13 protein-coding genes are annotated in these 17,399 nt (G+C 53.1%); 6 read left to right on the top strand and 7 right to left on the bottom strand.

Annotation, left to right across the window (positions count from 1 at the left end; all coding sequences use genetic code 11):
* The first annotated feature begins 218 nt into the window (after positions 1 to 218).
* The 4 genes from ACFFLD_RS02695 (at position 219) to ACFFLD_RS02680 (ending at position 3,674) form a co-directional block, all read left to right on the top strand.
* Positions 219 to 1,028: a Crp/Fnr family transcriptional regulator gene (locus tag ACFFLD_RS02695; protein WP_386036265.1), complete on the top strand. Its 810-nt coding sequence runs from the start codon at positions 219 to 221 to the stop codon at positions 1,026 to 1,028.
* Between the two features lie 83 nt (positions 1,029 to 1,111).
* A complete protein-coding gene (locus ACFFLD_RS02690; protein ID WP_386036262.1) occupies positions 1,112 to 1,753 on the top strand; it encodes a hypothetical protein in 642 nt (213 codons plus the stop codon).
* Positions 1,754 to 1,906: 153 nt separating this feature from the next.
* On the top strand, positions 1,907 to 2,890 hold the full coding sequence (thpD, locus tag ACFFLD_RS02685) for an ectoine hydroxylase (protein ID WP_386036259.1): 984 nt from the start codon (positions 1,907 to 1,909) through the stop codon (positions 2,888 to 2,890).
* A gap of 118 nt (positions 2,891 to 3,008) precedes the next feature.
* On the top strand, positions 3,009 to 3,674 hold the full coding sequence (locus ACFFLD_RS02680) for a fumarylacetoacetate hydrolase family protein (RefSeq protein WP_386036256.1): 666 nt from the start codon (positions 3,009 to 3,011) through the stop codon (positions 3,672 to 3,674).
* A gap of 319 nt (positions 3,675 to 3,993) precedes the next feature.
* Here the strand turns inward: ACFFLD_RS02680 and speA are convergent, their stop codons facing one another.
* A complete protein-coding gene (gene speA / locus ACFFLD_RS02675; RefSeq protein ID WP_386036253.1) occupies positions 3,994 to 5,910 on the bottom strand; it encodes a biosynthetic arginine decarboxylase in 1,917 nt (638 codons plus the stop codon).
* On the bottom strand, positions 5,907 to 6,866 hold the full coding sequence (locus ACFFLD_RS02670) for a homoserine kinase (protein WP_386036250.1): 960 nt from the start codon (positions 6,864 to 6,866) through the stop codon (positions 5,907 to 5,909). The genes speA and ACFFLD_RS02670 overlap by 4 nt, the downstream gene beginning before the upstream one ends.
* 187 nt (positions 6,867 to 7,053) lie before the next feature.
* Here ACFFLD_RS02670 and polA point away from each other — a divergent pair, with 187 nt between their 5' ends.
* Positions 7,054 to 9,843 (top strand): DNA polymerase I, encoded by a 2,790-nt coding sequence (gene polA, locus ACFFLD_RS02665; RefSeq protein ID WP_386036247.1) that lies wholly within the window; start codon positions 7,054 to 7,056, stop codon positions 9,841 to 9,843.
* Between the two features lie 89 nt (positions 9,844 to 9,932).
* Here polA and ACFFLD_RS02660 read toward each other — a convergent pair whose 3' ends face one another.
* Entirely contained in the window at positions 9,933 to 10,958 is a 1,026-nt protein-coding gene (locus tag ACFFLD_RS02660) for a Fe(3+) ABC transporter substrate-binding protein (protein ID WP_386036244.1), read from the bottom strand.
* A gap of 226 nt (positions 10,959 to 11,184) precedes the next feature.
* On the opposite strand from ACFFLD_RS02660, the gene ACFFLD_RS02655 reads away from it, so the two are divergent.
* On the top strand, positions 11,185 to 12,288 hold the full coding sequence (locus tag ACFFLD_RS02655) for an ABC transporter ATP-binding protein (protein ID WP_386036241.1): 1,104 nt from the start codon (positions 11,185 to 11,187) through the stop codon (positions 12,286 to 12,288).
* 4 nt (positions 12,289 to 12,292) lie between these two features.
* Here ACFFLD_RS02655 and ACFFLD_RS02650 read toward each other — a convergent pair whose 3' ends face one another.
* The 4 genes from ACFFLD_RS02650 to dctP form a co-directional block, all read right to left on the bottom strand.
* On the bottom strand, positions 12,293 to 13,972 hold the full coding sequence (locus tag ACFFLD_RS02650; protein WP_386036238.1) for an ABC transporter permease: 1,680 nt from the start codon (positions 13,970 to 13,972) through the stop codon (positions 12,293 to 12,295).
* A gap of 192 nt (positions 13,973 to 14,164) precedes the next feature.
* Positions 14,165 to 15,499, bottom strand: coding sequence for a TRAP transporter large permease (locus ACFFLD_RS02645; RefSeq protein WP_386036235.1), 1,335 nt, complete (start codon positions 15,497 to 15,499; stop codon positions 14,165 to 14,167).
* Complete coding sequence (locus tag ACFFLD_RS02640) at positions 15,496 to 15,999, bottom strand: TRAP transporter small permease subunit (RefSeq protein ID WP_386036232.1); 504 nt, start codon at positions 15,997 to 15,999, stop codon at positions 15,496 to 15,498. Before ACFFLD_RS02640 ends, ACFFLD_RS02645 begins: the two co-directional genes overlap by 4 nt.
* A 64-nt stretch (positions 16,000 to 16,063) precedes the next feature.
* Entirely contained in the window at positions 16,064 to 17,167 is a 1,104-nt protein-coding gene (gene dctP / locus ACFFLD_RS02635) for a TRAP transporter substrate-binding protein DctP (protein ID WP_386036229.1), read from the bottom strand.
* Positions 17,168 to 17,399: the final 232 nt, after the last annotated feature.

Genomic DNA, 17,399 nt, shown 5'->3' with positions numbered 1-17,399 from the left:
GTGGCAGTGGGGTCAACTGAGTCATCACTAGCGTTAAAGTATGCTTTTGTTGGCCTTAACATTTGTTAATCTTGGTCATGCTGATGAGAGACTTGGTATTGTTAAATGCTTAGTTGTTAACTATATTTTTCTCTCATGTGTTGTTTTTATAAGTATACAGAAATTGTAGATATTTTCTTCAATGTATAGTATTTGTCAAACTGCAATGGAGTGTAGAAATGACGAGTAATGCAATTGACATGCACGGTGACGCTGTCAGAGAAAGCACTCACTATGCTCAGTTACCTAACGTGACAGCGGCACACGCTAAAATGATAACACTTGGAAGTATCTTGAATCTTTATGCTGAGCTTAGTTCAGAAGCATTAGAGCGGCTATCCAGTGTTAGTTTTAAAAGCATGGAGTTAAAAAGAAATCAAAAGTTATACTCTCTATGCCAAGGTAGAGCTGAAATATTTGTAGTGAAAAAAGGTTGGGTCAGTCTATGTCACGCGGTTAAAAGCCGTGGTCAAGATATATGTAATGTTTATATGCCTGGTGATATTGTTGGTATACGGGAAAGCTTTTTCGATAACCATGATATTACCTTGCTAGCATTGCAAAATTGTCAGCTGGAAAAAATATCGGTTGAAGATATACACGCACTTTTTAAAGATTGTGCTGATATTAAGCGCGCGATAGTTTCTTATATAATGGTTAATGATAATATTACTATTGAGCGACTAAGGAGTTGTACGCATCATAAAGCAGAAGAGCGAGTTGCGCATTTTTTGCTTGAAATATATGCGCGTTATAATTTTAAAAACATGCTTGATTCACCTGTCTTCTCTTTTCCTATTACCCAAGAAGTGGTAGGCGAGCTTTTAGGTATTACCAGTGTACACGTCAGTCGCTGCATGACTGCACTAGAACAAAAAAAATTAATCCGTAAAAGTAGAAATACCATTAAATTGTTACAGCCTGACGTGTTGGCAGAAAACACAGGGTTTAATGATGATTTGATTTATGGGCATGTGCGTTTAGCTTAATTTTTGTTCTGTGTAGTTTTTAGTGCTTTTAAAGTGCGTTTTGTTACTTTTTAGTCATTCTTGAAAACGGTTGTGGCTATAAAATGGCTAATGATAGTTATCATTTAATAATGTCCTTTTATGAGGTCGGTGTCTTTTTGGTATGGCTTGCATTTGCAAGCCTGTTTTATTTCAAGTTTAAAAAGCAGCTTAAACCTCGTTTAATCATACATTCTGAAGGCTGTGGCTGTGCCAGTATGAAACTGGCTTTTTCCAATATGGCAGATGAGCCTGTTTACATAAGAAATATTTTTATTGTGATTGGGCAGGATGACGATAAGAAAGTTTATAATATTGATGACTTGCATGGCGATTTGCTGTTTAAAAAAGAAACTAGCGGAGAAGATAAGTGGGAGTACCAAGGCACTGTAACTAACGGGCAGTGTGTGAAAGTGCAAGTGGGCAATCTATTTGATAAGTGCCGTCTGCATGAAAATGAAGAAAGCAGCAGCGATGTTATTAGTGTTGGCTTTAAAGAAGTAGTTAATGTGTTTGTTGTTTTTGTTTATGGTGCCGATGATGCTTTATTAGGCGCTTCAAGACACTTTACGTTCAATAAGTCTAATGCTGGGGTTGCATTAACTGCACTGAATTGGGACACCACTATATGGTCGACACGTCATGAGAGAAAAAAGTTAATGCAGGCTATAAAGCAGGAGCGACACGATTATTCTGGGTTTAAATGAGCAAGGCTGAAGTTGAATTAAATGCTTCAATTTTTTTCACATAACACACGTTATGAAACAGTAAATCAGCCCTTGCATAGTTGTTTTGTTTGTCTACGCTACCCCTTGCAACACAATTCGACCTGAAGCCTAATCATACAAGGAGTGGATTAGATGACAGTCAAAAGCACGCCGCTAAATACTGTAACCGTCCATAAGCAATATAGCGAAATGGGCGATTCACCGTCGGCTCAACGCACACAGGGTCATGATGCCTATCCGTCGCGCTTAGCCTATACCCCTGAAAAACGCTGGCTTCCACGTCAGGATGCTGTCGTAAAAGGGCGCCAACTTTCCGGTCCCTTGAGTCAGGCGCAGCTTGATGAGTTTGAGCGTAAAGGGTTCCTGTTCATCCCTAATCTTATTGAAGGCGATGAGCTTGAAGCGTTGCGTGAAGAAATGAAGGCGCTGATGAGCACAGATGAATATCGTGAAAAGGAGTTCAGCGTCACTGAGCCTGAAAGTAACGAAATTCGCTCGTTGTTTGCGGTTCATTTTCTTTCAGAGCGTCTAGGTCAACTGGCTAATGATGAGCGTGTCGCAGGCGCGGCCCGGCAAATAATTGGCGACTCGCCTTATGTGCACCAGTCGCGTATCAACTATAAACCTGGGTTTGCCGGAAAAGGATTTAACTGGCACTCAGATTTTGAAACATGGCACGCGGAAGATGGCATGCCCGCCATGCACGCAGTAAGCGCTTCGTTGATCTTAACCGATAACCATGAGTTCAATGGCCCTTTAATGCTGATTCCTGGCTCACATAACAAGTTTGTGCCATGCCTGGGGGAAACGCCTGAAGAGAACCACATAAGCTCGCTTAAAGCGCAAGAAGTCGGAGTGCCCAGCGCCGAAGCGCTTACCGAGCTAGTGGCAGAACACGGCATTGAAGCGCCCAAAGGTAAAGCGGGTGGCTTGCTGTTGTTTGATTGCAACACCTTGCACGCTTCGAACGCCAACCTGTCGCCCGATCCCCGTAGCAACGTCTTCTTTGTGTTTAATCGCCAGGATAATCGTTGCCAAGCACCTTTCGCTGCGGCTGACCAACGTCCTGATTTCCTAGCGCATAGCCCCGATCAACAGGGATCGCGCTATTGTTAATAAAGGGTGGGGAAACAAAATCATGGCCCAAAGGTGTGGAACCTTTGTTTAGGTGGGGTAAACTGTTGCGCCTGTCGTTGTGAAGACGGCACGCATAACGAGAAGGAGTATACCCGCCATGCGTTTTGTTCCACAGTTTACCGACGGCCAGGAGTTTCCCCACGCGTTGGGCAAAGTGGTCTGCATCGGACGCAATTACGCTGATCATGCAAAAGAACTGGATAATCCGGTTCCTACTGAGCCGCTGCTATTTATTAAACCGTCGACAAGCGTCGTGGATCTAACTAAACCGATAGATCCTCCTTTTTCACGTGGCGACGTACATTATGAAGCAGAGCTTGCGCTCTTGATTGGTGAAACGTTAACCCACGCCACTCTTGATGACGCTGAAAGAGCGATTGTAGGTATCGGTTTGGCCATGGATTTAACGTTACGTGATGTACAGACAACGTTAAAAGAGAAAGGGCATCCCTGGGAAATCGCCAAAGGTTTTGATGGTGCCTGTCCGCTCTCTGCGTTTCTTCCTTTAAGCCGTGTGCCTAACTGGAACGCGCTGGAATTCACGCTAGAAATCGACGGAGAGGAGCGACAGCACGGTGAAGGGGCGGATATGATTTTTGCTGTTCCGTCACTTGTCTCTGAAATGAGCCGTCACTTTACCCTAGAGCCTGGTGATGTCATTTTGACCGGCACGCCATCAGGCGTGGGAGAGCTAGTTCGCGGTTCGTCACTGCGTTTAACCTTAACCGGCGGTTTGGAAGTGACAACCAGCGTGGTTGAGTAGCAATGAGTTGAGTAGAAATGAGTTGAGCAAAAGCTGGTGAGTAAATGCTCGGAGAACTAACGATACTTGAAAACCAAGACAGTCGAGTAGTCAAGCAAAGCCAATTGAGTAAGCGCGACTGTTGACATCATTAGCACGTAATAGTTATCGGCTAGGCTAACGAGCCTATGAAGCGCCACCTGTTAACCGCGGGTGGCGCTTTTGTTGCGCTTCCTTTACCTAACTAACGCTACTGTCGTTTTTAGCCTTCTGCTTCAACCCTGTTCAATGAATCAGAGGTCTCACACTGGCTATACTTGAAGCGTCCCTTTAAAACTGTCTATTCAAGATAGGTATAGCCTTCGAGTCCTTCGCTCAGACTTGCGGCAAATTTCGCCTGCTCGTCGGCTGAAAAACCACTGGCGGCCAGCTGGGCGGTAAGCTTTTGCTGGAGCACGCTGGCATTAAAATTAACGTAGGCGAGTACTTGCGCCACTGAATCCCCCGCCAGCGGGTTAGACAGCGTCCATTCACCCTCTGCATTGAGTGCTGCGTCAACCGAGTCGGTATCGCCAAACAGGTTATGCAGATCGCCAAGAATTTCCTGGTAAGCCCCAACCAGAAAGAAGCCTAGCCAGCGCTCGTCCTCTGATGACCATTCGGGAAGTGGCAGCGTGCTTTCAACGCCCTGGCCGTCAACGTAGCTATCAATTCGGCCGTCGGAGTCGCAGGTAATGTCCTGAATCACTGCTCGCCGAGTGGGCGCTTGATCCAATCCGCTCAGCGGTAGCACCGGAAAGATCTGTTCGATGCCCCAAACGTCAGGCACCGATTGGAAAAGCGAGAAGTTGACGAAAAGTTTATCGGCAAGCTTTTCCGCTAACTCGTCCATTATTTCCCGATGGGCGCGGTTGCGACTGTCGAGCTGAGTACGTAGGCGTGCGCAGGCGGCCATGTAGATCCGCTCGCCTTCAGCACGAGCGGTAATGTCGCTCAAGCCCATCACAAAGCGATCCTGCAGCTCACTGACCGCTTGGAGAAGGTCATGCCATGCCTCTACCAGCATGCGTGGCTCTTGAGCCGTTGCTAACTGCTCAAAAACGCGCCACAGCTCTTCTACTTGAGGATCATTCTGCGAATGCTGCTCAGGCGGGGTATCGTCAATACGCTCTTCACCTATCACGTTCGTGATCAGCACCGCATGATGGGCGGTGAGCGCTCGGCCAGACTCGCTGATGAGATGGGGCTGGGGTAGATCCGCCTCTTGGCATAACTGGGCAAATGCGCTCACCACGTTGCGGGCGTACTCGCGCATTGAATAGTTGGCCGAGCAGAAGCTGCGTGAGCGCGTGCCTTCGTAGTCGATGCCTAAGCCGCCACCCACATCCACGGTGTCGATGGGCGCGCCTAGCTGGCTCAAGTTCTGGTAAAAACGCGCGCATTCGCGCAAACCGCGCTGAATATCGCGGATATTGGCAATCTGTGACCCAAGATGGAAGTGCACAAGCTGCAGGCTTTCCAAGGCATTTTCATATCGTAGTGTGTCGACCACTTCAAGAATCTGACTGGCGGTCAGGCCGAACTTGGATTTTTCGCCGCCGGTATTTTGCCACTTGCCTTTACCGACCGAGGCCAGGCGGGCGCGCAAACCAATACGTGGCGTGACCGCAAGCTCACGGGCTTCTTCTAAGATCATTTGTAGCTCAGAGAGCTTTTCAACCACTAGATAGACTTTATGGCCGAGCTTTTCACCCAGTAATGCCAGGCGCACATATTCACGGTCTTTGTAGCCGTTGCAAACAATCAGTGATGAGCCACCGTCGGAAAGCGCCAGGACCGCTAAGAGTTCCGGCTTGCTGCCGGCCTCTAAGCCTACTCGCCCGTTACCGCGTTCGGCGGTGGCCAAAATTTCTTCAACAACTCGCCGCTGTTGGTTCACTTTAATCGGGTAGACCGCGGTGTAGCCGCCCTGATAGTCGTAGTCGCTCATGGCCGCATCAAACGCGCCACAAAGCTGCTCCACGCGGTCATGGAGAATGTCGCTGAAGCGCACCAGTACGGGCAGACGTAGTCCGGCGCTTTGTAACTGGCGAACTAATCCGCTAAGCGGTAACGCCGGGCCTTCGATATCGTTACCTAGCGGGCGCACCAGCGCCTGACCATGGTCGTCGACATCAAAGTAGCCGCTGCCCCATTGATCGATGTTCCACGTGCGCCGAGCGCGAAGCGCTGGGCTGGTCGTCGCCATATCACTCATTCAGAAACCTCCGGCAGCGGCAGTGCCCCGTGAGCAATGCGCGCGTTTAAAATGGTACGAAAACGTTCGGGGTCGTGGGGTGTCAAGTCATGGGCTGGCGGATCCACGTAGACCACCAGTAGCCGCGATAGCCAGTAACGCAGCGCTGTCATGCGCAGCATGGTGGGCCATAGTTCACGCTCAGCGTCGGTTAACGGTCGGCGGGCTTGGTAGGCACTCAATAACGTGTTGTAGCGCTCTGAGTTGAGCGTGCCATCCTCTTTAGAGGCCCAGTCATTGACCACTATCGCCAAGTCAAACAGCAGGTCACCGGTGCAGCCATTGTAAAAATCGATGATACCGCCAAGCTGGTCGCCCTCAAACAGCGTGTTATCACGGAATAAGTCGCCGTGCAGGGCGCCCTGGGGCAGCTCGTTATGCTGGCTGAAAGCGCTCTCGAAGTCGTCGACCTCGTCTTTCATTAACACTTGATCGGCGGGGCTGAGATAGCTCAACACCTTATGGTGCATCACCTGTAGCCAGTTCAGGTCGCGCGGGTTGGGGCGATGGCCTGGAAAGCGTTTTGACACCACGTGCAAACGCCCCAGGGTATCACCGAGGGCGTGACACTGAGCTAAATTAGGTGCCTCTGGGTGACGGCCAGGCAGGCGCGGAAACAGCAGCGCCGGTTTGCCTTCCAGGCTGTGCAGCGCGATACCGTCGCGGTCATGAATCGTGCCGGGCACCGGTAAGCGATGCTCGTCTAAGTAGTCCAGCAATTCGACAAAAAACGGAAGCTCAGCATGTTCGCCCTGTTCAAACAGGGTTAACACGAGTTCGCGTTGGTCGGTGGTCACGAAAAACGTCGAGTTTTCGGTACCGCCTGCCACTCCCTGAAGGGATGCGAAGCTACCAACATCAAATTTATCTAAAAACGCGGCGACCTGTGCGTCGCTAAGCGGGGTGAATACAGCCATGAGAGTCTCGCCCAGGTTGCTAAGCCCATTATTGTAGCGGCTTGGTAGCTCAGTTGGCAGCGTTGTTGTTATAAGAGATGTCGTTATAGGAGAGATAATCGTTGTGGCAACTAGGCAGGTTGATCCTGCAGGCAGCCTGCGCAACGCGTATCATAGTCACCACTCTTTTTAGCAATGGAACTTGGTTATGGCCCGCGCTCCGATCGTTCTTGTCGATGGCTCCTCGTATCTTTATCGTGCCTTCCATGCGCTCCCGCCGCTGACGACCTCTAATGGTCAACCCACCGGGGCGGTGAAGGGCGTGTTAAACATGCTCAAAAGGCTGATCAAAGATTATCCCCAAAGCCCGATGGCGGTAGTGTTCGATGCCCCAGGGAAAACGTTTCGCGATGACCTTTACGCTGACTATAAATCCCATCGCCCGCCGATGCCGGATGATCTGCGCAGCCAGATTGCGCCTTTGCATGCGTGTGTGAAAGCGCTGGGCTTACCGCTACTGTGCATTGAAGGCGTGGAGGCGGACGATGTGATCGGCACCCTGGCTCATCACGCTACCCAGGCCGGGCGCGATGCGGTGATCTCTACTGGTGACAAGGATATGGCCCAACTGGTCAATGCCCATATCACCCTAGTGAATACCATGAAGGATGAGACGCTGGACGAGGCGGGGGTGGAAGCGAAGTTTGGCCTGCCGCCAGCGCTGATTATCGATTTTCTGGCGTTAATGGGCGACAAAGTCGATAACATTCCCGGTGTCCCTGGCGTTGGCGAGAAGACCGCCATTGGTCTTCTCCAAGGCATGGGGGGCGGGCTGCAGACGATTTATGACGACTTGGAACGGGTGAAAACGCTCTCCTTCCGGGGCGCAAAAACCTTGCCTAAAAAGCTGGAAGAAAATCGCGATCAGGCCTTTCTCTCTTATCAGTTGGCGACCATCAAGGTGGATTGCGACCTGCCGGTGGGGTTGGATGATTTGGATATTGCCCACCCGGATCGTGAAGCACTGGTAACGCTGTATAAAGAGATGGAGTTTCGCCAATGGCTAGGCGAGCTGCTGGAAGGTAAAGATGAAGGCGTTGATGATGTTAAAGGCGGCGAGCCTGCGCCTGCCAGTACCGATGTTGCCGCAAGTGATGGGCAAGACGCGACAGCGCCCAGTAACGATCACACTCGCGAAGATCATGTCATCCTGGAGCAGGCCGACTTTGAAGGCTGGCTATCACGGCTGCAAGACGCCGAGCGTTTCTGTTTCGATTTAGAAACCACCAGCCTCAACTATATGGATGCGGAAATCGTCGGCATTGGCGTGTCATTAGACGCAGGCGAGGCCGCCTATATCCCGGTTGCTCACGACTATCTGGATGCTCCCCAGCAGTTAGACCGCAAGGCGGTACTGGCCGCGCTTAAACCGCTCTTGGAAGACCCGACCAAAACCAAGATCGGCCAAAACCTCAAATACGATATCTCGGTGCTGGCTAACTATGATATTGCCGTAGTGGGACCCTATGCCGACACCATGCTGGCATCGTATGTGCTCAATTCCACCGCGACACGCCACGATATGGACTCGCTGGCGCTCAAATACTTGGGTGCAAAAACAATCTCGTTTGAAGAGATCGCTGGCAAAGGCGCCAAGCAACTGACTTTCAATCAAATAGCGCTAGATCAGGCGGCTCCTTACGCCTGTGAAGATGTCGATATCACGCTGCGGCTGCAGCAAACGCTACGCCAGCAGGTCGAGGATGAAGGGCGCCTGGCGCAGGTGCTGGATAATATCGAGTTACCGCTGATAAAAGTGCTGTCACGCATTGAGCGTAACGGGGTGGCGGTAGACGCTGAGCGCCTGCACCAGCAAAGCCAGCAGTTAGAGCAGCGCATTGGTGAGCTAGAGCGAGAGGCGTTTGAGCTGGCCGGGCGTGAATTCAACCTGGGGTCGCCCAAGCAGCTTGGTCAGATCTTGTTTGAAGAGCAGAAAATTCCGGTGCTGAAGAAAACGCCAAAAGGTGCGCCGTCTACTGCCGAAGGCGTGCTTGAAGAGCTGGCGCTGGATTTCCCGCTGCCCAAGGTGATCATGCAGCACCGTGGCCTGGCCAAGCTGAAATCCACCTATACCGACAAGCTGCCGCGACTGCTCAATAAAACCACTGGCCGGGTACACACCAGCTATCACCAGGCGGTCACCGCCACGGGGCGGTTGTCGTCATCGGACCCGAACCTGCAGAACATTCCCATTCGTACCGAAGAGGGGCGCAAAATTCGCCAGGCATTTATTGCCCGCCCGGGCTACCGCATTGTGGCCGCTGACTACTCGCAAATTGAGCTGCGCATCATGGCGCACCTTTCCGAGGATAAAGGGTTGTTGGAGGCGTTTGCCGAAGGGCGTGATATCCATACCGCGACGGCTGCTGAGGTCTTCGGCACTTCGCTTGAAAAGGTGTCTGGCGACCAGCGGCGCAGCGCCAAAGCGATCAACTTCGGCTTGATTTATGGCATGAGCGCCTGGGGCCTGGCGCGCCAGTTGCGTATAGAGCGCAACCAGGCGCAGACCTATATTGATCGCTACTTTGATCGCTACCCCGGCGTGGCGCGGTATATGGAGCGTATTCGCGTTCAAGCGTCGCAAGATGGCTATGTCGAAACCGTATTGGGTCGGCGTTTATACCTGCCGGAAATTCAGTCGCAAAACCGTAACCGTCGCCAAGGGGCCGAGCGTACCGCGATTAACGCGCCCATGCAGGGCACCGCCGCTGATATCATCAAGCAGGCGATGATCGATGTGGATGCGTGGCTAGCGGAAGGCGAGTTCGATGCGTTGATGGTCATGCAAGTGCACGATGAACTGGTGTTTGAAGTCGCCGAGAAGCAGGTCGAGGCGTTTATCGAGCAGGTGCAACAGCGCATGCAGGGCGCAGCGGCGCTAAAAGTACCATTGATTGTGGAAGCGGAAAGCGGCGCCAACTGGGATGAAGCGCACTGATACGCGGTGCATGTGTCGCCGTCGTATAAAATGCTGCCCCGCCGTCAATGGCGGCGGGGCAGGTTAACGTCGCTTTTTAGCGTGGCGGCTTAACGCCAGCCAACGCGGTCAAAAATGCGGATGGCTTCAGGGTTGTTTTCACCCAAGACGCTGATGTTAACGTCGTCTTTCTTGAAGTTGCCCCATGATTCCAGCACCGGGTCCTTTTTTATGCCTTCCACGACCGGGAACTCATTGTTGCCGGAGGCGAAAATTTCCTGGGCGGTGTCCGAAGCCAGGTACTCAAGGAAGCGAACGGCGTTGTCACGGTTAGGCGCGCCTTCCACTAAACCAGCGCCGCCAACGTTCACGTGAGTGCCTCGATCTTCCTGATTTGGGAAAATAATGCCTACTTTACGCGCGGCTTCACGCTCGGCGTCGTCTTCAGACTTGAGCAAACGTACATAGTAGTAGTGGTTGGCCACGGCAATATCGCACTCGCCGCTGGCAACGCCGAGAATCTGATCAGTGTCACCACCTTCCGGTGGGCGTGCCATGTTATTCACCACGCCTTGTGCCCACTCTTCGGCACCCTCTTCGCCGTGGTGCTCAATCATTGAGGCAAGCAGCGACTGGTTGTAAATATTGTTGGAGGAACGAATGCATACCTTGCCTTCAAACTGTGGGGCGGCAAGATCTTCGTAGCTGGTAATCTGGCTTGGGTCGACGTTTTCACGGTTGTAATAAATCGCCCGGGCGCGCTGGCTAAAGCCGAACCAAAGGCCATCCGGATGGCGCATGGCTTCAGGTAGGCGTTCATTAAGCACATCGGATTCGACGCTTTGGAAAATGCCTTCATCTTCGGCACGCCATAAGCGACCGGCATCGACGGTGAGCATCACGTCCGCCGGACTTGCGGCACCTTCGCGCTGAATGCGCGAAATCAGCTGGTCGGAGTCGCCTTCCAAAATGTTGACGTCAATCCCGGTTTCTTCGGTGAACGCATCGTAGAGGCGTTCGTCAGAGTCATAGTGGCGAGCAGAATAAAGGTTTAGCTCATCTGCCATGCTAATACCTGCAACAGATGAGCCTGCCATAATAGCGGCGATTGATAACGTTAGGCGTGCCTTTTTCATGACCATCAACTCCGGTTTTATTTGATAATAATTTGCATTTTCAACGCTAGCATTCAAGCTTGTCCCAGCGTTGAGGTCAAGTTTAATGCTAACTAGACGCATTCAACGATGTTGACTAAGCGTGCATCTCACAGTAATAAAAAATAGAATGCAAACTACTTTCAATTGTAGTGAATCCGCGTTTGGGTTTTCCGACGCCAAACGCTCATCTGCACGGTAATGATTTATGACCGCCACCCTGAAGTTTGCTGACGCTACTGCTACCCCGACCGCGTTGACGCTGCACAATGTTTACCATGCGTATGACGGCCATGCGGTCGTCAAAGGAGTGGATTTAAGCGTTAATCCAGGGGAAGTGGTGTGCTTGTTGGGTCCGTCTGGATGTGGCAAAACCACGCTATTGCGTATTGCGGCGGGGTTGGAGCAGCTGCAAGAGGGTAGCGTGGCCCTAGAGGGGGTCGCTATTGCGACGCCCGGTCGACGACACCTACCGCCTGAGAAACGTAATGTCGGGCTCGCGTTTCAGGATTCGGCGCTGTTTCCGCATCTGTCGGTACTGGAAAACGTCACCTTTGGGCTTAAGCATCTCGCCTCAAGTCAGCGACGTGAGCGTGCCACGCTGCTACTGGAGCAACTGGGGATGGCGAGTTATGGCGATGCTTACCCGCACATGCTATCGGGCGGCCAGCAGCAGAGGGTGGCGTTGGCACGTGCGCTGGCGCCGTCACCGCGGCTGATGCTGTTGGATGAACCGTTTTCCAGCCTGGATGCACGTCTGCGTGACCGTATCCGCGACGATACCCTGCACGTGTTAAAAAAGCTCGGGGCGGCCACGCTGTTGGTCACCCACGACCCCGAAGAAGCCATGTTCATGGCCGACCGCATCGCCTTGATGCGCGATGGGCGTATCGTTCAAACGGGCACTCCGCGAGAGCTTTACTGTGCGCCTCAAGACCCTTTTGTGGTGACCTTTTTTGGTGATGTGAATGAGCTGCAGGGCAAGGTGGACAATGGCGAGGTGATGACGCCGGTAGGGCGGGTGCCTGCCAGCGGGTTAGCCGAGGGGAGCGACGTCAAGGTAATGATACGGCCTGAAGCACTGCGTGTCGTCGAGCGGGATCTGCCTGACGATACTCATCGCCATAGCCATGTGGTGATGGCGAAGCTATTGGGGCGTGCCAGCCTTTTGCACCTCTGTGCGCATGGCGAAAACGGGCTTGAAGCCCACCTTCACGCCCGTATACCTGGGGTGTTTTTACCCGCTGAAGGCCAGCCGGTGGATATTGTTCTAGACCTGTCTCAGGTGTTTGTTTTCCCTCTTGGCGCATAAGCGGTTAAGAGCCAGGGCGAGAACGGCGCATGGCCATGCTGAGTAGAATAACCGGCAGAATACCCACCACCACAATGGTCAGCGACGAGGTAGAAGCCTCGGCTAGGCGCTCATCAGAGGCCAGGTTATGAGCCCGCACGGCCAGCGTATCGAAGTTGAAGGGGCGCAGAATAATGGTCGCGGGCAGCTCCTTCATGACATCGACAAAGACCAAAATCCCCGCCGCCAGCAGGCTACTGCGCATCATCGGCGTGTGAATATGGCGAAGTGTACCGCCGGCTGTCTGGCCCAGGGTGCGCGAGGCGGCGTCCATACTCGGGGTTACTTTGCCCAGGCTTGCCTCGACTGCGTTGAACGAGACAGCCAAAAAGCGGACGACGTACGCATACAGCAAAATAAACGCCGAGCCACTGAATACAAGGCCGATAAGATAGCCGTAGTGTTGTTGCAGCCACGTATTAAGGGCGTTATCCAGCCAGGCAAAAGGGATAAGAATCCCTACAGCGACCACCGAGCCTGGGATCGCATAACCCATGGAGGCAACACGGGAAGCGATCCGCGCAAAGGGGGTATCATGCATCCGCACGCCATAGCTCAGCACCACGGCCAGACCAACGGCGATGAGCGCGGCCATGCTCGCCAACGTCAAACTGTTCCAGGCGTAGCCGATAAAGCGTGACTCCCAGAGTGAATCGCCGCCCTGCAGCGCCAGCGAGAGCAAAATACCGCTGGGCAATAGAAAACCTCCCAGTACCGGTAGTAAGCACGCCAGCGTCGCGCTGGTGGCGCGCCAGCCGTGCAGCGCATACTCAGGCAGTTGTTGATAGCGGTTGGTGGTATGAAAATAACGGCGCTTGCCCCGCGACCAGCGCTCCAACAGCACCAAGACGATCACAAAGGCGAGCAAGCAAGCGGCCAGTTGCGCCGCCGCCGTCTGCTCGCCCATGCCAAACCAAGTGCGATAAATACCGGTGGTAAAGGTATCAACGCCAAAGAACTGTACGGCGCCAAACTCGTTGATTGTTTCCATTAGCACCAGTGAAACTCCCCCTACCAGCGCCGGTCGGGCCAGCGGTACGGCAACGCTGGTAAACAGCTTCCAGGGGCCGCGGCCGAGCGTTCGGCCCACATCCAGCACGCATACCGACTGCTCCAGAAATGAGGCGCGCGCCAGCAAATAAACGTAGGGATAAAGCACCAGCGTAATGACCGTCGCGGCGCCACCCAAAGAGCGCACGTTAGGAAAGTAGTAATCGCCATACGACCAGTCATACGTGTCGCGCAGCCAGCTCTGTACCGGCCCGGCAAACTGAAAGAAATCGGTGTAGGCGTAGGCGATCACGTAAGTGGGTACCGCCAGGGGGAGCAATAATGCCCATTCAAACAGCCGTTTACCGGGGAAGCGACACATCACCACCAGCCACGCTGTGCCGGTACCGATAATTAAAGTGCCAAGCCCGACCGTGAGGACCAGCCAAAACGTATTGGTTAAATAGCGGCTTAGCACCGTGCTGGTCAGGTGTTGCCAGACCCCATCGGTGGGCATGGCAATGTGCGCAAATATCACCAGCACCGGCAACGCCACCACCAAGGCCACTGCGATCAGCGCCAACGACCAGGGGGTAGCACGACGGCTAAGTGACGAGGAAACAGCGAACAACCCACGATAGCTGGATCTAATCAAGTGAACCTTCCTGGTGGCAGCAATAAGGGCAGTTAGCGCGTAACGCGAATCACTGGCGGGTGTAAAGAGTAGCATTAGTGGTTTGCCGCTGCAGCGTTAGGCATTGCTACGTGGACAAAAAAGCCCGCCGAAGCGGGCCGTGTTGAGGATGTTGTCTATCGCTTACGCGGATTTCATTCTCTCTTAGGGTGCTTAGTAACCCAGCATCATGCTCGGTAAGCCGGTAATCAACCATGGAAAGAAGGCCATCAGAGTGCATGCCAGCAGAATCAACGCCACAAATGGGATGACCGCTTTATACAGGTCGACGATTTCGACCCCGGGCGGTGCCACGCCCTTCAAGTAGAACAGGGCATAGCCAAACGGTGGCGTGAGGAACGACGTTTGCAGGACGACCGCAACCATCACCACGAACCACAGCATATCCACGCCCATGGTCTCGACGATGGGCAGCATGATCGGGAAACTCAGCAGTACGATGCCGGTCCAGTCCAGGAACATGCCCAGGATAAACACCAGAAACAGCATCAAGATCAAGGCGCCCACCGTGCCGCCAGGCATCGCCAGCACCAGTTCACTGATAACACTCATGCCACCGCCACGAGAGAATACCCCGGTAAAGGCAGTAGCACCGACCAGCACCAGCATCACCATCGTGGTGGTTTTACCCGCTTCTACCATGGTCCAGAAGCAGGTCGACAGCTTGCGATCACCAAAAATCAAAAACAGGATGAAGGCGATAAAAACACCGATGGCCGAGGCTTCTGTGGCCGTGGCAATGCCGGTAAAGAGGGCGCCCAATACGCCCAGAATCAACGACATGGGCGGAACCACGAACTTCGCCAGCATGACCAGCAGTTGCTTCGTGCTAACTTCCGCACGCTCTTCTGCAGGTACTTTGGGGCCGTAATGGGGTTTGAGATAGCAGATGATCAATACGTAGAGTGCGTACATCACTCCAAGCAGTAAGCCTGGCACAAGGGCGCCAGCAAACAGGGCACCCACTGACACCGGCGAGTAGCTGGCCATCAGGATCAGCATGATGCTGGGGGGAATTAATATGCCCAGGCAGCCGCTGGCCATGATAACCCCCGCGCTCAGCTCTTTGTTGTAGCCATACTTGAGCATCGGCACTAGTGCAATCATGCCCATTACCGCGATGGAGGCGCCCACGATGCCGGTAGTGGCGGCCAGTAGCACCGACACAATCACCACGGTAAGCGCCAGACCACCACGAAGATTCGCCAGCAACAGCCGCATGGCGTCAAACATCTTTTCGGTCACGCCCGAGTCGTTTAAGAAGCGTGCCATTAAAATGAACAGCGGTATCGCCACCAGTACATAGTTGTCCATGGCGTTACCGAAAATATTATTGATGAGGGTGCCGAGAATGCGTTCGCCAGGACCCAAGAAGGCCCCGATCACCGCCACGCCCCCCAGCACAAATGCCAATGGATGCCCCATGAAGAGCCCCACCAGCAATCCACCAAACATCACCAGAGTGAGTAATTCAGGGCTTAGGTTCATGCGGATTTCTCCTCGCGAAGCTGCATGAAGGCACGTATGACAATAGCGACTGCCTGTAGCAATATCAGTACGGCGGCGACCACAATGACGCCTTTGATGGGATACACCGGGATCGCGACCATGCCATAGGTGGTTTCGCTGCGACTCCACGAGCGTTCAAAAAAGCTCCAGCCCAAGGTAATCAGCATCCAGATAAACGGCACAAAGAAAATCAGGTAGCCCAGTACTTCAAGGGCGGCTTGCTTCTTGCGCGACAGCAAGCGCTTCAGCACATCGACCTCTACATGGGCATGGTGACGTAGCCCATAAGCCGCCATTAACATGAAGTGAGCGCCAAATAGCATTTTGGTGACGTCAAACGCCCAGTCGCTGGGGCGGCCAAAGAGAAAGCGTGACGCAATGTCGTAAAGCACGATGAGCGTAATAATGGCAATCAACGGGGCTATCAGGCGCCCAAACGCTTCATTGATAGCGTCGATCGCCTTGGCAATCGCATTCATGGAAGATCTCCGCAGTCATCACAAAAAAACCGCCCCGGCAATAACGGGGCGGCACAGAAGCGTCTTACATGCAGGCTTCGATCTCTTCCAGTGAGGGTAAATTATCCATTACGCGGCTCATGTTGTAGGGAGCCGATACATCGCGCCATGTTGCGTAGTGCTCCAGATAGGCGATCATGGATTGATAAACCTTGGCATGATCGGGCGCTTCGCAAGCGCCGCGCAGGATGACCTCGTTAGTGACTTCTTGAATGCGCGCCAGGTCCTCTTCGGAGAACTGGTTAATGGTAACCCCGGCATCAATGAACTTTTGCGTGGCTTCGGTGGACTGGCGCTCAGACCAGGCGAGCGACCATGCCATGGTGGCATCTGCCGCAATACGCAGAATTTCTTGGGTATCTTCGGAGAGAGCGTCCCAGGCATCTTTGTTGATCATGACACCAAATACGCTGGCAGACTGGTGCCAGCCGGGGGTTGCCCAGTAGTCGGCGACTTCGGCAAAACCAGCGTTAAAATCAACCCCTGGGGTCGAGAACTCGCCCGCGTCAATAACGCCGCGTTCAATGGCTTGATAGACCTCGCCGCCCGCCAGCGTCACCTGCGAGCCGCCTAGTTCTTCCAACACACGGCCCTGATCGCGACCCGAGAGACGCAGTCGCTTACCTTCCAGGTCGGCAATGCTCTCAATCGGGGTGCGGCCCATAAAGCCCGATTCATTGTTGGTAATGCCGTAAGGGAGATACACCATGTTGAACTGGCCGTAAATCTCTTCATAGAGTTCACGGCCACCCCATTGCTGAATCCAGTTGAGGTAGTCAACACCGTTAAAAAGGCTGGTGGTCGTCGCGAGGGGTGAAAAGGCCGGGTTCAAGCCTGCCCAGTAACCTGGCCAGTCGCCTGAAGCTTCGATACTGCCTGTTTCGGTGGCGTCAAAGACTTCGGTGCCTGGCATGAGCGTTCCGCCCGCGCGGAAATTGATCTGCAGTTCCTCACCTGCCAGCTTGTTAACCAACTCTACCCAGTGCTGATCAATCTTGATGAGATCAAGGTTTTCCGGCCAGGTAGTGGTCATTGTCCACTGTTCTTGTGCTTGGGCGGAGGTGGACAAAGCAGCGAAGGCAATACCAGCGGCGAGGCCGGTGAGGGTCAATTGTGTCGTTTTTTTCATGGTATATTTCCTGGTTTGGCGCGTGGCGTTGTTAGTGTTGGATACCTGAATGCAGGAAAATGCAGCGTTGTTGGGTTACGTTTACGTAAACAAGGGTTGTTGGGCTGCACTGCTAAATTAGCACATACAACCCGCTGCAGCGCAATAACCGAAGAATAAGCGGATTTCTCAGCTAATGGTTGCCTATGAGCGCTAATAGATAATTTTAAACAATGGCTTACGATGGTTTACG

The sequence above is a fragment of the Vreelandella sulfidaeris genome (assembly GCF_042429665.1).
Classification (GTDB): Bacteria; Pseudomonadota; Gammaproteobacteria; order Pseudomonadales; family Halomonadaceae; genus Vreelandella.
Note: the sequence above shows the minus strand (reverse complement) of the source record. Positions and strands in the feature narration are given on the sequence as shown.